This is a genomic window from Legionella jordanis (assembly GCF_900637635.1).
In the GTDB taxonomy this organism is placed as follows: Bacteria; Pseudomonadota; Gammaproteobacteria; order Legionellales; family Legionellaceae; genus Tatlockia; species Tatlockia jordanis.
Genome location: NZ_LR134383.1, coordinates 2,687,417 through 2,700,234, shown reverse-complemented (window position 1 = coordinate 2,700,234; position 12,818 = coordinate 2,687,417). Strand labels below are relative to the sequence as shown.

The following is a 12,818-nucleotide window of genomic DNA, read 5'->3' as shown; positions in this document are numbered from 1 at the left end:
TCTATCCTTAAGCCACATAAGTGAGGTTAAACAATACGCCATTAGTGTAGAGGTGATTGAGCGCTAATCCTGAATTCATGGTCTGCCCAAAAGCACGTCCCAGTTCGCTTTTACCCCAGTCGGCAAACTCATAACCAACCCCCAATTGCCAATGTTCGCTGATGGGTTTTTGCACGCCAGCACCCAGCGTGTAGGTGAAGGCTGTTTTCGTGTGGTCTTCAAAGTTATTATTAGGCAGCGCCTCAAAAATCAAAGGCGTATTCGTAAAATCATGGACACGGTTAAAGCCAACACCTAGGCTTGCGCTCACCCAGGGCATAACCCAATAGCCTTTATCAAGTAACAGCTTGCCTTTTACTGCCACGCGAGAGTTTCGGACTTTGTAAAGGTAGCTGTAATTATCAAATTGAGGGTCGGCATCATCCCATATCACACCCTGCAGTTTGGCATTGCCAGTAGCGGCGGCCGCCAATCCCAATTGCCCTAACCATTGAGAAGTCAATGATTTTTGTATGCCTACAAACAGCTCGCCCGAGGCAATAGCATTGGTGGATTTTCTAGCCGCATACGTCTTTTCAATTTCTGGGGCCAGAAAAAAAGTCTGCGTCTCACCGCCTCTTGCCCAAACGGGCCCCGCGCTCACAGAACCAACCCAGGTCCAGTCCCTGGAAGACATAACAGGCCCCATGGTGCCCGCAAAGGCTGTACTTCCCAACACACTGGCTGTTGCTATAGAAAGAAATAAACGATACTTCATAAGCGCTCCTTGCAAAGTAAAAACGATTTATTATGTGAAAATAGGAAGCAGTCAGCGGCAATCGATTGGCATAACATGGGAGTGAATGCACGAACGCGTAGCATAGGATAAAAACTGAGCAAAGAGATGAGACAAGTCCCTGGGTAAAGGAAAGAAACACAGTAAAATATAATGGAGCAAAATGAAAATAAGGGAAAATCTAGTGCTGATTGCTGATTGCTGATTGCTGATTGCTGGCAATGGTCCAGTCATTTGTAGTAGTTCCAACTTGATCTGACAGTTACCGGTTTTTAAGAAGTGTCTGTCAGGTCAAATTTAGTTTATAAATTTTTCCATCCAGATTTGTTTAGCCTCTATCAAAGTTTGCATTGGAGTACGTCCACAACACATTTTACCCTGATGAGTACGTTGATTATTATAGTAATCCATCCATTCGTCCAGATCTTTTTGCAATTCATCGATTGATTCGTAAATTTTCTTTCGGAATGTTACTTGATAAAACTCCTGTAAAATCGTTTTATGAAAACGTTCACAAATCCCATTTGTTTGGGGTGAATTTGCTTTTGTCTTTGTATGGTCAATGTTATTAATTGCCAAATAAAGCTGATAATCATGCTGTTCTACCTTGCCACAATATTCAGTACCCCTATCTGTTAAAATACGCAGTATAGGTAAATCGTGTTGTTCGAAGAAGGGTAAAACCTTATCGTTCAGTAAATCTGCTGAAGTAATTGGCGTTTTAGTCGTATAAAGCTTGGCAAATGCCACTTTACTATAGGTATCAACAAAAGTTTGCTGATAAATGCGACCGACTCCTTTAAGCGTACCCACATAAAAAGTATCTTGCGAGCCGAGGTAACCAGGATGTGCTGTTTCGATTTCACCACATGCCTCATCATCAAATTTCTTTTTCTCCAAAGCTACGACCTGCGCTTCCGTCAATATAATTCCTTCAGAAGCTACTTTAGCCTCTAATGCTTTTAAGCGGTCTTTAAAATTGGCAAGCTCATATCGCAGCCAAATGCTACGAACTCCACTTGGAGAAACAAAAATACCCCGTTTACGAAGCTCATTGCTCGTACGAAGCTGACCATGGGCTGGAAATGCGATCGCATACTCCCTTACCGAGAGTTCAATTGCTTCTTCTACTCTATTTTTTAGATTAGGTTTTCTTCGGCTTTGATCGAATAAAGCATCAACTCCTCCCGATTCTACTGCCGACTTATAGCGATAAAATGTATCTCTGGATAAGCCCATTACTTTACATGCCTTAGATACATTCCCTAATTCTTCAGCAAGGTTTAATAAGCCAACTTTATGTTTAATAATTTTAACTGTATTATCTATCATGAGAGTTTTCCTTTTGGTTTTGTTTCAAGTTCGCACTTCTATCAAAACCGGAAACTCTCTCTTTTTCAAGTACTTGTGTCAGATTAAGTCGAAACTAATTCAAGTCATTGGACGTTATGAGCAAGTCTTGTTTGATAGCTAACAAATAGTTCATTCCCTGCACCAGCATCCTTTATGTTATTTAATATTGAAAAACCATTTCAAATTATGATACTTTGTTAATGATTGAAAATCAAAAAATTCAGTCGATTTTTATCCATCAAACGCACCCCAAACATTTAGCGACACCGACTATCTCTCCTGATATTTTGGAAAGCAGCATATTGTTATCGTGAAAATCACAATGGTTGATGGTTTCAGGGATCTTGTACTTTGATAGCCGTTCACATTGTTCTACACAAAAATCATAAGCATGATTAAGGGCTGTGATTTCTTCAGACGTTAGACCATCAGCAATCAAATGATCGGTTTCTTGTATAAGCGAGCGGTATAACAAAGGAAATTTATCAAGACGCCAATCGGGGTGGCCAAAGGTGATTAGCTTAGGTGCATCATTCTCTAAATTTCTTTGAATAGATGTATAATGACTGATGCCTTGTCCCAATAAATCAGTATCAACGCCGCTTTTTGAAAACAGTGCACGTAAAGTGAGATCGCCACATGCGGTTGTCAAAAAGCAATGATAGCGGTCATTTTTTGCAATGACGGTTGGGATATGTTGACATCCGTGAGCTTGAAACAGGGATATTGTATCAGGCTCAAGAAATAGCGCGGGTGGCGTTTGCTTCAAGTAGAAGACGCCTTGGGATGTGTTTATTTTACTCACTATCGAATGAGCTGGTTCAACTATTTTTTGAATAGCAATCAATCTGCAATGATGAGACTCCAGATAATCTACTGCCCATTGAATAGCTGCGTTATCGTTCTTCAAGTGCTTATACCATTTCAACAGTCAAGTCGTTAGTATATTGTGGATCATCCATCATTGCTGCAATCCTTCATCGAAAATGAATATTCATTGTTTAGTTGAAAATAATGTTTCTAACAATGACTTTAGAAACGCTTCTTCTGACCGAATATATTTTATACAAGGTATCATTTTTTCTTCGAGAATTTCGCGTCCTTTTAATATTTCAGCTTCATCAGAAGAAACCTCGCCAAGCATGCGATGTATGTTAAATTCAGTCCATGCTAATACACAATGTCCTAGCCATCCTGTAAATGCTTGATGGGAAGATGTTATCCATGTTTTAGAAATATGTTGATGGTATGTGGTGAGCAATTTCTTCAAAAAGGGGGTATTTACTTTCTGATATAAAATAATGCCACTCCATTCCATATCCTATTATTTCTAACATGGGATTCATTAAGCCAGCACTTTCCCAGTCTATGATATGTGGTTTACTGTGACTATCCCATAGCACATTCTGAATGTGCATGTCTCTATGTGTAATAACTGACTCTTGTTTGAGGATTGGGATGGCCTGAAAATAGGTTTGATTCCAATCTAAAATGACTGGCAATAACGCCATCAAATCAGAATGTTTGGAGCGTTCAATCAGTTTTACCCAGTGTGCATCGTCTAAGTAATCGTACTGGGCTTCATCTGTTTCAGCATGGTGGATATTTGCTGAATGAATTAACGAATACAATTCGCCAATAGAACGTGCATGCTCAAGCGTTAACTTGGACTCATCCAGTAAATGACCGTCGATATACGGATATATTATATAATGATCTTTATCGACGTTAATAACATACTCATTATTAAAAGATAAAGCCTTAACCGCAGGTATGTCATTTTTAGCCATTTCATTAGCAATCTGCTCGGAGCGCTCATAGGCGTTTTTAAAATGACTTTTAGCGGTAATATGCGGATTTAATCGTTTAATCGTTTAATCGCAAAAGCGCCGTTGTTGGTTTCTATTTTAATCATAGTATGCAGCGCACCGCCTGTGAGTAATTCAGGCTGTGCTTTTAATTCACCAAGTTGCAGATTTTCTATCAACAGTTGCATATTCATTTTTATTCTTCAATCAGGTCGATGCAATTTGTTATCAAGTGGGTGACTTCACTAATAGAAAAATTGGGGCAATATCTAGGGTACGTTCTATTCAAACCACCTGAGTATTTTTCTAATAGTTGCAGGTCATATTCGCGCATATCTACTATATCAAATTTGTCTTTATCCCACCTATCATCTGAATGAACACCAAGACCACCGTCAAAAAGTAACCCATTTGGTAATCTAATTAATACATGCCAACATTCATCAGAATTTTTTACCATAATAAAGGCAATATTTACTTTTTCAGTAAATTTTTGATTCCAAATCGTATAAAAAGCATTAGCAAAAGGGCCACATGGACCGGAGTTTATTGCCGGTTCTCCAAAGTTTTCACCAGCAATTTTGACAAAGCCATATAAGCTATTGATTTTTTCTGATAGTTCATTTAACAGAATCAAGGTGTTATGTTCATCCATACTTAAACCCTCTTGACCTATGCGTGAGACAACAGTGGAAACATCAACTGATTTTCATCGAATAAAGCGGTCTTGTCTGCCTCAAGAAAAAGCATTTCATCCTTTTCTTTTTCATCGATAGGAATTATCTCATAGGATGAACAATCCGTGGGAACAAAACCAAGTCGCACAGTATCTATGGTTTCATCACTCAAAGCATGGATAACATCGTTTAAATTTTGCTCTTTTATGCTAAACACGTCTAATAAATGCAGTTGTCGTCCATTCATTTCGGCAATGACGATGGCATCCAATTCAGGGAGATAGAAGACATTATCTTTATATACCGTGATGCAGTAAAACATGACCAAATCGGCGTTTGCTTGCATGGAAATCTTGCTAAATGGGTGGGTGTTTTTGGCATAATCAAAGAGTTTTTCCCTATTTTCTGTTTTATCCATATTCAATTTGATGAAGTTAGCTTTCATTGTTGGGATTATTGTTCGCTGGTATTGGTACTCTTTAACTGACTTAAATCCAAGTTTAGGATAGAAGCCCCATACGGTTGAATTAGCAAAAAGATAAATCAGATGGCTATTTGCTTTCCAATCTTCAAAGACCTTTTCCATGAGCCTTCTACTTAAGCCTTGATTTCTGTAGGCTTCCTCTGTCATCACAGTGCCAATCTGGATGGTTCTTTGTTGATGGCCAAAGATGCTAAAATCCATAATATTTACTGAAACATTGGCAACGGCTTGCTCCCCATCAAACAAGGTGTAGGGGATGTATTTATCTCGCCAATAGCCGGATTGGTACCATTCTTCAAACGATAAATCAAAGGTTTTAACTGCAAGGTGATTAAACGCGGCGCGCTTTTGCTCATCTTGTTGATAACCCTTAAAAAAAGTAAGTTCCTTCATTCGCTCACCTTGTAGGCTATTTTGTTTGGATTTATGGATAATTTGATTGTGTTAATTTCCTGTAGCATCCAATCTGCACAAGGTTTTAACGATGCTTTGATATCTTCCCAATATTCATTTTCATCGCCTATGCAGATGGATTTTGCTCTATTCATCACGGCTTGGTAAGTTTTTGGCAACCGTTCTATTACCCAATCCGCTGCATCTGGTTTGGAGCAAATTGTATTGGTTTCTAAAGTGCACCAAATTCGTGCCAGGGTGAGTAGCACATTTCGAGTATCATCCTTGATATCGGCTGCAAGTCTATCCAGATCTTGAAGCATCGCTTTAATAAAATCAGCGTAGGGAACTGGCGCTAAAATTTTTTCTGGCTGCTCCCCAAATAAGGTCTGGCTCTTCAATAAAACCTGAGTGATAATCAAAGCAAGATCGGGCATTTCATAATTCTGTGGTTCAATATCACCGATCTCAAAAGAAGCTCTTAACCATTCTCCATATTGAAAATCAAAACGAGGGGGATAATGCCAGGGGTTAACTGCTCTTTTTTCAACAACCGTCATTTCTATAGGCCGTTTTGCGCTTCTCATATAAAGGCCTGATATGTGAAGCAGGTGTTTCGTTAATACGTTTTTTTCACTTGAGGTTGTGGCATTATGGGTTACAACCAATAAGTCAATATCACTGTATTTTTGTAAACCACCGACAAGGGCTGAACCATAGAGATAAACGCCTAAAAGATTGTCACCTAAAATTTTGGTGGCTAAATTAAGACATTCATTGATTTGTTGTGCATCAGGATTGTTTTCTATTTGTTCATTATGATAATTCATGGCAATAGCCCTATTAAACGCATAGGTGCTTCAGTCGCTCGCCTGATTTTTAGTGGGAAGGCCGCCATGACAAAACTACCAGTAGAGGGTAATGTATGGGTTAATTCAATGAGTTGGTAAGGAAATTTCAAAGGTTCCATGTTTATTTCATCTTTGCTACAGTTAAAATATTCAGACTCTTATCAGGTATAAATTTATAGCCATCCATATCATACTGGTTGAGAACTTCAAATCCATTTTTTTCGAGTAAATTCTGTAATTCTTGTGCAGTGTATATTTGCAGACTAAATGTGTTTGTATGGTATTCCTCTTTGCTGCCTTCTTTTGTAATCGTATATTTATCATGAGAAATAAGCAGGCCATTTTCCCTGTCTATTTCTGAGTTTTGCTGATTGCGAAATGTAACACCATCAATAACACTATTGATATTCATAACAAAATTTTTAATGACCTCATCCGTAAGGGCTTGTAAGTTAAAGATATCAAAGATGTATATACCTCCATCATTTAAATTATGGCGTATGTTTTGAAGCGTTATTTCAAAATCTGATTTGTTAAGATGTCCTATAGCGCTGAATATTGTTATAACCGCATCGAATTTTCCTACATTAATAGTTCGCATATCTCCTACAAGGAACGGAATACTCAGATTCATTTTCTTGGCTTTATTTCGGGCTGAATCAATTAAAGCAGGGCTTAGATCGCTCCCTGTAATTTTATATCCATGTTGAGCTAAATAGAGTACTTGTGAACCGGTACCACAGGTCATGTCCAGAATTGTCTTGGATCCTTGCGTTTTTAACAGCTTTTCGATCAACGCATTTTTAACTTCAGTTTCATCATTAATATTATGCGCATCAAAAAACTGGGGTAATTGTTGGTATTCAATTGGTAACCCAAAATTGGTCGTGTTCTTGCTCACTATCGATACCTCTTGTATTTGTCCAGTAATTTGTCTCAAAAACGTTAATATACCATGTTTCAGGTGAGAGGATTGTTTATGTTTATTTTTAGACAATTAGTGCGGGAAGGCATTTCTCTCAGGTTTATAGACTTCATATCGCCAAATCATAGGTAATAGCAGTCCGAATCCGATCTACATTGGGGCGTATCATTGACCATCAGAAGTAACAAGCAACTTTTTAATATATTCCAGATTTTTGTTATGAATTAAAGAGTCCATACTATTCCAAGTTCCCTTTTTGATAGTATAACCAATGATAGCAATAGACCTCGCCATAAGCAAAAGTGGCATTAATTGAGTATAATTTGGTATTGGCCTTATGCTGGCGTACCCATCTAAAAAACTAGCTTTTATTTTAGAATTTGAGGACCATTCATTAAGCTCTAAAGCACAAAAATCTTCCTCAGCAAAACTTGAACGAGCAGAAGCCCAATCAATGATTCCTAATAATTTTTTGTTCTTTACAAGGATATTCCCTGGACGAAAATCACGATGAATAATACATGGGCCATCTACATAATTTATAATATTCTCATGAGAATCATAATACCCTTGTATTTGATCTATAATTCCTTGAGAAAGATGCCCTCTGCATTCAGATAAGCCTTCTTTAAATTTAATTCTCAATGGCGTTTTTGGATCACAAGTTAAATGGTATGGTTGGGTTAAATCGCCATAACTACTAGTCCTATTTAGATGGATGCAGGCAAGCATCGCTCCAATCTCAAATGCAAGATTTTCAGTCAATTCATTGTGAGTAAGCACACTTCCTGGTAGATACTCCATTAATATACCACCATAGATTCCTTTGAATGGAGGTTCTATTTTAATGATTTTAGGAACTCGTATTAACTTTGAGAAAAACTGTAAAAAATATACCTCACGATGATAATCCTCATCACGAGGACATATTTTTAAAATACTTCGGCTTCCATCGGGCAAAACCACTTTATAAACTACTGCTACCATAGCATCTTTGTGCTCAATGTGGGTGAAAATAGCATTGTGTAAATTAAACTTGAAACTATAGTGAGAAATTAAATTTTCCATGATAATTTACGAATCAATCTGCTTGGTAAACCATAATATCAAATCATCGTCCAAAGAAACCATTTTTCCTGGATCAACTGGTTTATAGTCATAAGTGACCCCCAGTCCATCAGGAATATAGCCGCGTTTGATGTAAAGCCGTTGCGCTTGTCCATATCCCCCATCTTGTCCGCCATATAAACCAACGCCAAGACCTACATGTGAGTGCTGACTAGCTGCTTTTTCTTCAGCGGCTGTTAGTAAAGTACTTCCTATTCCGAATTTTCGAAAAGAAGGTAAGACATTTAAGTCCATAATTTCTGGGATTTGTTTTTGCGCAAAAGGTTTATAGAGTGATGTCCATTTTAGCGTAACATAGCCGGCAATTTGATCTTGAAAATAAGCCAACCATACGACTCGTTCAGCCTGTTGTTGTTCTTGGTAATACTTTTCAAATAACGACGCAGGTTTTTGCCAATTTGCTTTTTGAAAGGCATCGACCAGAAAGGGGATATCAGATAACGTCAGTGTTTTGATAGCAATTGCCTGTTGGTTTATTGCTAAAGGTTCAAGCTGTTTCATCATATATGCCATATTCCACTCATATCCGGCGGGTTTTAAATCAAAAAGAGCTTTAAAACCAACCGACTGATAGAACAGATACGTTTTAAGATAATTCTCTTCTGACTCGGAAGGGCTTAGAGTTTCAACGGTTATAGTTTTAGCACCTTGCGTTATAGCAAAATGACAAGCCTCATCTATTAATTGCTTTCCAACACCTTGACGGTGAAAATCACGTCTCACAGCCATCCAATAAATATTGGCATTATTAGGATAAGGAAAATCAATTGAAATGAGACCAATATAGTTATCATTCTTTTTCGCAGCGAAATTTATATGTTTTGTAACACCTATAGCGTAATGCTCATTTGCTTCAGGTAATCCGAAGTACTCAGGTAACTCCGCTGTAATTTTTTGACACAAGGCTTTAACTAGTTCACCCGTTATTTTTTCAATTTGAATCATAAAATTTTTCCTGCCGCACTGTTTCGAGCATCCTATTCATATGATTTGATGGAAACGGAGTTGACTTATCTTTCTGGATTTCTTTATAAAATGTATGCATTTTTTCTGCAATAGGGGCATTTTTAGATAGTATTTCATTTATTTTATCGGGCAGTTTAATTGAAAGTTTATTTGCTAAGTAATCACTTAATGTCTTGTCCCAATGTTCCTTTCCTGCATAGGTTGTTAGGACACCATGTAGCAAATTGACTGAATAACTACATCTATCATAATTTTCATGGTCTTTTACAAAATTATGTTCAGTCATTGATAAATCAAATTTCTTTGACAGTGCTAAACCAAAATCACTGAGATAAATGTCATCCTCATCAGCTAAAATGTTATGAAAATGAGCATCCATATGAAGAAAACCATTTTCACGCATAAATTCTAAAACCGTTTCAAATGATTTATTCAATTTTTCTACATGGTTAATTGAATCTAATTCAGCGATACTTGATGACAAAACTTCTTTTAAATGTTGGTGTAAATTTTTCGGGAAATGCTCAAGAAATAATAAAACACTGGTGTTGGAACTATTCAGACCATGTACACGCTCTTTGATATTTTCGTTGTTTTCCCAATAATCTAAATATTTTTCAGTAGATCCCCAATAGGAAAGATCTGTTTTATTTAAAGAATTCGGGATTATTCGCCAGCTATACATCATTGGGAAATTGGGGCATTTACCACCGATCACCCAGTTGGTTGTCATGATGTGTGCTGCAAGTTCACGCCAAGCGCTAAAGCCAGCCGAGCCAATACCATATTGATAGCACATCGGTAAATTAAATATATTAGCTGTCGACATGAAGTTATCTGGTTTTAGTTCTAATTCAGTAATTGGGACCTTTTTTACAAACACAGGGATATTTTCGATCTCTATTTGAACAGAAGTGCCTCCAATTCCAGTATGCATCTCTTTTCCAGCGGACAGGATTTGTTGTAATTGTTGATTGCTCATACACGCTAATGTATTAGAGACAATAGTATATTTTTCAGTTCGCTTAGACAAAGTATTCATTTTTGAACATTCCGGTTATACCTTTAGAACTAATCCTCATTAGATGATTGGCATAGAGTGATTTGAATAAAATAAATTGTATCATACTGTGCGATTGAAGCAGGTGTTGAATATTGGCATAGGTGTTTTAGCCTTTTTATTGCAGCCTAAAGGTAGAGGAATTCGAATTTTGTATAGTTCTCCACCATTTACTATCATAAAAGCCTGTCCTTTAGGTAAAGAAATAATATCATCCACTCCAATCATCGGCACAGAAGACGTTTGTACTCTATCTTCATTAGTCGTATTAAAATAAACCCCGTCATCCCCATGTGGTGTGTCGTTAACCATCGAAACTTGAGTCTGTCCGACAACACCGACTTGCGGTAGGACTTTAACCAGTAAATTAGCTGTTTCTTCATTTTTAACACGCAACATAATCAAGGTATTAAAATTTCCTTCAGATACTTCTGCTTTAGCTCTGGAACCAAGTGCAACTTCCATATCTTGAATGGTTTGAGCATAAGCAGTGACCTGAAATCCAGCACCGCCTGCTTTATTGAGAATCTTCACAAAAGAATCTTGGATAATTTCTGATAACTCATCGCAGTGTAGATTTAAAGTGTATCGTGCGTTGGGTTCTTTATAGATTTTACCAGCTGTAGACACCAGATCAGACAAAAAAGCTTTTCCTACTGCTTGGGCAATATTGGGATTGGTTAGGCTATCTAAGCCGATATAAAGCACTTTCTTATTTTTAATTACATCCATCAATTCAATTTCACCTGGTTGAGCTTTTGACGATAAGATTTTTAAGGCATTGCTTTTATTGATTTCAGAAAGTACAGGACCAACACTGGCCGTTATTTTGTCGTAATAATGCTTATCCATAATGGCTGCATCGTAGAGGTCTATTAAAATTTGGTCGTGTAGAGCTTCGGCATTGTTGTTTTTGATGGTTTTGTTGATGTGGTCTTTGACATACTGAACGACAGCCTGGTGGCGTTCCATTGGGGATTTTGTCTTATTATTTTTTCCTATTTTACTATCATGCTCCTCGATGATTTCATCTATCTCTTGATGATAATTAGGATAGTGGTTAGGAAGAATGTTGTCAGCATAGGACATTAACAGCTGTTCTAATCGGCTGATATAGAAGGCAATTGTTTGGTAGGTAATGGGTTGATTCATTTCTTCCAGACATATGGCAACGATATTGACGTATTTCCAGGCGAAGGCTGCGAACTGTTTTCCTTCACCTTCTGCGGAGATTGCATCAGTGATGCGTGTTGCAACTTCGCTGATTTGGTCGAAGTTCTTTAAGGGGTTGTATTGTGCGGATTGTTCTGGGAATCCTAAGTGTACGATTTTGAAGTCTTCTGTCCGTCCTGATACTTTACAGGCTGCCATCATATCTCTAACCAGCTCTTGATCGCCTTTGGGATCTACAACGATAACAGCATCCCCATTTCGGATGTCTTGGTTAATTAGAATACTGGCCAAACGTGTTTTTCCTACCCTGGTTGTACCGACTACGAAGGTATGACCTACACGTACATCTTGAGGGATGTATACAGGTTTATCTTCTTCGCCTACGCCATGCAAGAATGGACTACCGCCAACAGGTGGGTCAGGTCTAAAAGGGTTTAGTTTTGAATTGGTATTTAGCCATTTGGCTAACTTCGTGTGTTCATGGTTTTGGCAGAATCTTCTGGCAAGCTGGTAGCAATTGTTTCGTTGCATAAACTTTTCATTTTTGACCTGTTTAATTTGATGCAGCTTTTGAGTGTGGCTTGGTCGCCAGCGAAAGCCTTTGCCCAGGAACAACCAGTTTTTGGATAAAGGTATTTCTGTGGTGGATAGGGCATAAGTGGGCATGGCTAATAATCTTTGGTGATAGCGTTTTATTTTAATTGCTTGCCGGGCTCTATAAATTCCAGGGATTAATAATGCGAGTGCAGCATATAATCCCATGGTTTGTGTTAGTAAAAACAAATGCGGTTGGGTATATGCCAGTAAGGAGAGAGATAAACAGGTAATGGCTGACCAGGCTTCTGTTGGTTCTCTTAATAGGTTATTCATGGGGTAATTGCTCATAGTCGACTCCCAATCATCAAAGCATCAATGAATACAAAAATAGCCAGCAGATACCAGCGAGCTTTTAAGGCAGTGCTCAGTTGTTCTGCGGTAAGTTGGTGTTGATTCTGTAGGCGTGAAATTAGCTTTGGCCATAATAGGACAAGGGCTAAATAGAGCACTCCATGCAGGACGAGAAATAATGGTTGAATGATGGTGAAGGTGTTTTGCCAGCGAGTAAGCAGATTGCTATTAATGAACCAGGGAGCAATCGCTAATAAGGCAATGATTGGTAAAACGGTTTGAATTAATACTATAATGGATGAACGGATGTAATGTTTAATCATAGGGATAGCTCCAA

14 protein-coding genes and 1 pseudogene are annotated in these 12,818 nt (G+C 37.9%); all 15 read right to left on the bottom strand.

Annotated features, from left to right (window positions below):
• Positions 1-7: 7 nt before the first annotated feature.
• The 15 genes and pseudogenes from EL203_RS12260 to EL203_RS12195 all read right to left on the bottom strand — a co-directional run bounded on the left by EL203_RS12260 (position 8) and on the right by EL203_RS12195 (position 12,804).
• Entirely contained in the window at positions 8-757 is a 750-nt protein-coding gene (locus EL203_RS12260) for an outer membrane protein (protein ID WP_058470750.1), read from the bottom strand.
• A 290-nt stretch (positions 758-1,047) separates the two neighbouring features.
• Positions 1,048-2,107 (bottom strand): annotated as a pseudogene (locus EL203_RS12255) (IS481 family transposase).
• A gap of 259 nt (positions 2,108-2,366) precedes the next feature.
• Positions 2,367-3,038 carry a hypothetical protein gene (locus EL203_RS12250; RefSeq protein WP_232003951.1) on the bottom strand — a complete coding sequence of 224 codons (672 nt, stop codon included), beginning with the start codon at positions 3,036-3,038 and terminating at the stop codon, positions 2,367-2,369.
• Positions 3,039-3,357: 319 nt separating this feature from the next.
• Positions 3,358-3,918, bottom strand: coding sequence for a phosphotransferase (locus tag EL203_RS14620; RefSeq protein WP_058470747.1), 561 nt, complete (start codon positions 3,916-3,918; stop codon positions 3,358-3,360).
• 68 nt (positions 3,919-3,986) lie between these two features.
• Complete coding sequence (locus EL203_RS14615; protein WP_232003949.1) at positions 3,987-4,130, bottom strand: hypothetical protein; 144 nt, start codon at positions 4,128-4,130, stop codon at positions 3,987-3,989.
• 2 nt (positions 4,131-4,132) lie between these two features.
• Entirely contained in the window at positions 4,133-4,591 is a 459-nt protein-coding gene (locus EL203_RS12240) for a hypothetical protein (RefSeq protein ID WP_058470746.1), read from the bottom strand.
• 17 nt (positions 4,592-4,608) lie between these two features.
• Positions 4,609-5,490: a GNAT family N-acetyltransferase gene (locus EL203_RS12235; RefSeq protein ID WP_058470745.1), complete on the bottom strand. Its 882-nt coding sequence runs from the start codon at positions 5,488-5,490 to the stop codon at positions 4,609-4,611.
• Positions 5,487-6,320: an aminoglycoside adenylyltransferase family protein gene (locus EL203_RS12230; protein ID WP_058470744.1), complete on the bottom strand. Its 834-nt coding sequence runs from the start codon at positions 6,318-6,320 to the stop codon at positions 5,487-5,489. The genes EL203_RS12235 and EL203_RS12230 overlap by 4 nt, the downstream gene beginning before the upstream one ends.
• Positions 6,317-6,460, bottom strand: a complete 144-nt coding sequence (locus EL203_RS12225; protein ID WP_232003947.1) for a hypothetical protein — start codon at positions 6,458-6,460, stop codon at positions 6,317-6,319. Before EL203_RS12225 ends, EL203_RS12230 begins: the two co-directional genes overlap by 4 nt.
• 2 nt (positions 6,461-6,462) lie before the next feature.
• Positions 6,463-7,242 carry a class I SAM-dependent methyltransferase gene (locus EL203_RS12220; RefSeq protein ID WP_058470743.1) on the bottom strand — a complete coding sequence of 260 codons (780 nt, stop codon included), beginning with the start codon at positions 7,240-7,242 and terminating at the stop codon, positions 6,463-6,465.
• A gap of 189 nt (positions 7,243-7,431) precedes the next feature.
• Positions 7,432-8,334, bottom strand: coding sequence for a phosphotransferase (locus EL203_RS12215; protein ID WP_058470742.1), 903 nt, complete (start codon positions 8,332-8,334; stop codon positions 7,432-7,434).
• 6 nt (positions 8,335-8,340) lie between these two features.
• Positions 8,341-9,339, bottom strand: a complete 999-nt coding sequence (locus EL203_RS12210) for a GNAT family N-acetyltransferase (RefSeq protein WP_058470741.1) — start codon at positions 9,337-9,339, stop codon at positions 8,341-8,343.
• A complete protein-coding gene (locus tag EL203_RS12205) occupies positions 9,326-10,402 on the bottom strand; it encodes a hypothetical protein (RefSeq protein ID WP_058470740.1) in 1,077 nt (358 codons plus the stop codon). The genes EL203_RS12210 and EL203_RS12205 overlap by 14 nt, the downstream gene beginning before the upstream one ends.
• Positions 10,403-10,483: 81 nt before the next feature.
• Complete coding sequence (traD, locus tag EL203_RS12200) at positions 10,484-12,478, bottom strand: type IV conjugative transfer system coupling protein TraD (RefSeq protein ID WP_058470739.1); 1,995 nt, start codon at positions 12,476-12,478, stop codon at positions 10,484-10,486.
• A complete protein-coding gene (locus EL203_RS12195; RefSeq protein WP_058470738.1) occupies positions 12,475-12,804 on the bottom strand; it encodes a hypothetical protein in 330 nt (109 codons plus the stop codon). Before EL203_RS12195 ends, traD begins: the two co-directional genes overlap by 4 nt.
• Positions 12,805-12,818: the final 14 nt, after the last annotated feature.

Coding starts and splice junctions, on each gene's coding strand:
- EL203_RS14615 (WP_232003949.1), bottom strand. CDS start 4,130: ATGAATATGCAACTGTTGATAGAAAATCTGCAACTTGGTGAATTAAAA.
- EL203_RS12235 (WP_058470745.1), bottom strand. CDS start 5,490: ATGAAGGAACTTACTTTTTTTAAGGGTTATCAACAAGATGAGCAAAAG.
- EL203_RS12215 (WP_058470742.1), bottom strand. CDS start 8,334: ATGGAAAATTTAATTTCTCACTATAGTTTCAAGTTTAATTTACACAAT.
- EL203_RS12210 (WP_058470741.1), bottom strand. CDS start 9,339: ATGATTCAAATTGAAAAAATAACGGGTGAACTAGTTAAAGCCTTGTGT.
- EL203_RS12260 (WP_058470750.1), bottom strand. CDS start 757: ATGAAGTATCGTTTATTTCTTTCTATAGCAACAGCCAGTGTGTTGGGA.
- EL203_RS12230 (WP_058470744.1), bottom strand. CDS start 6,320: ATGAATTATCATAATGAACAAATAGAAAACAATCCTGATGCACAACAA.
- EL203_RS12205 (WP_058470740.1), bottom strand. CDS start 10,402: ATGAATACTTTGTCTAAGCGAACTGAAAAATATACTATTGTCTCTAAT.
- EL203_RS12225 (WP_232003947.1), bottom strand. CDS start 6,460: ATGGAACCTTTGAAATTTCCTTACCAACTCATTGAATTAACCCATACA.
- EL203_RS12240 (WP_058470746.1), bottom strand. CDS start 4,591: ATGGATGAACATAACACCTTGATTCTGTTAAATGAACTATCAGAAAAA.
- EL203_RS14620 (WP_058470747.1), bottom strand. CDS start 3,918: ATGGCTAAAAATGACATACCTGCGGTTAAGGCTTTATCTTTTAATAAT.
- EL203_RS12195 (WP_058470738.1), bottom strand. CDS start 12,804: ATGATTAAACATTACATCCGTTCATCCATTATAGTATTAATTCAAACC.
- traD (WP_058470739.1), bottom strand. CDS start 12,478: ATGAGCAATTACCCCATGAATAACCTATTAAGAGAACCAACAGAAGCC.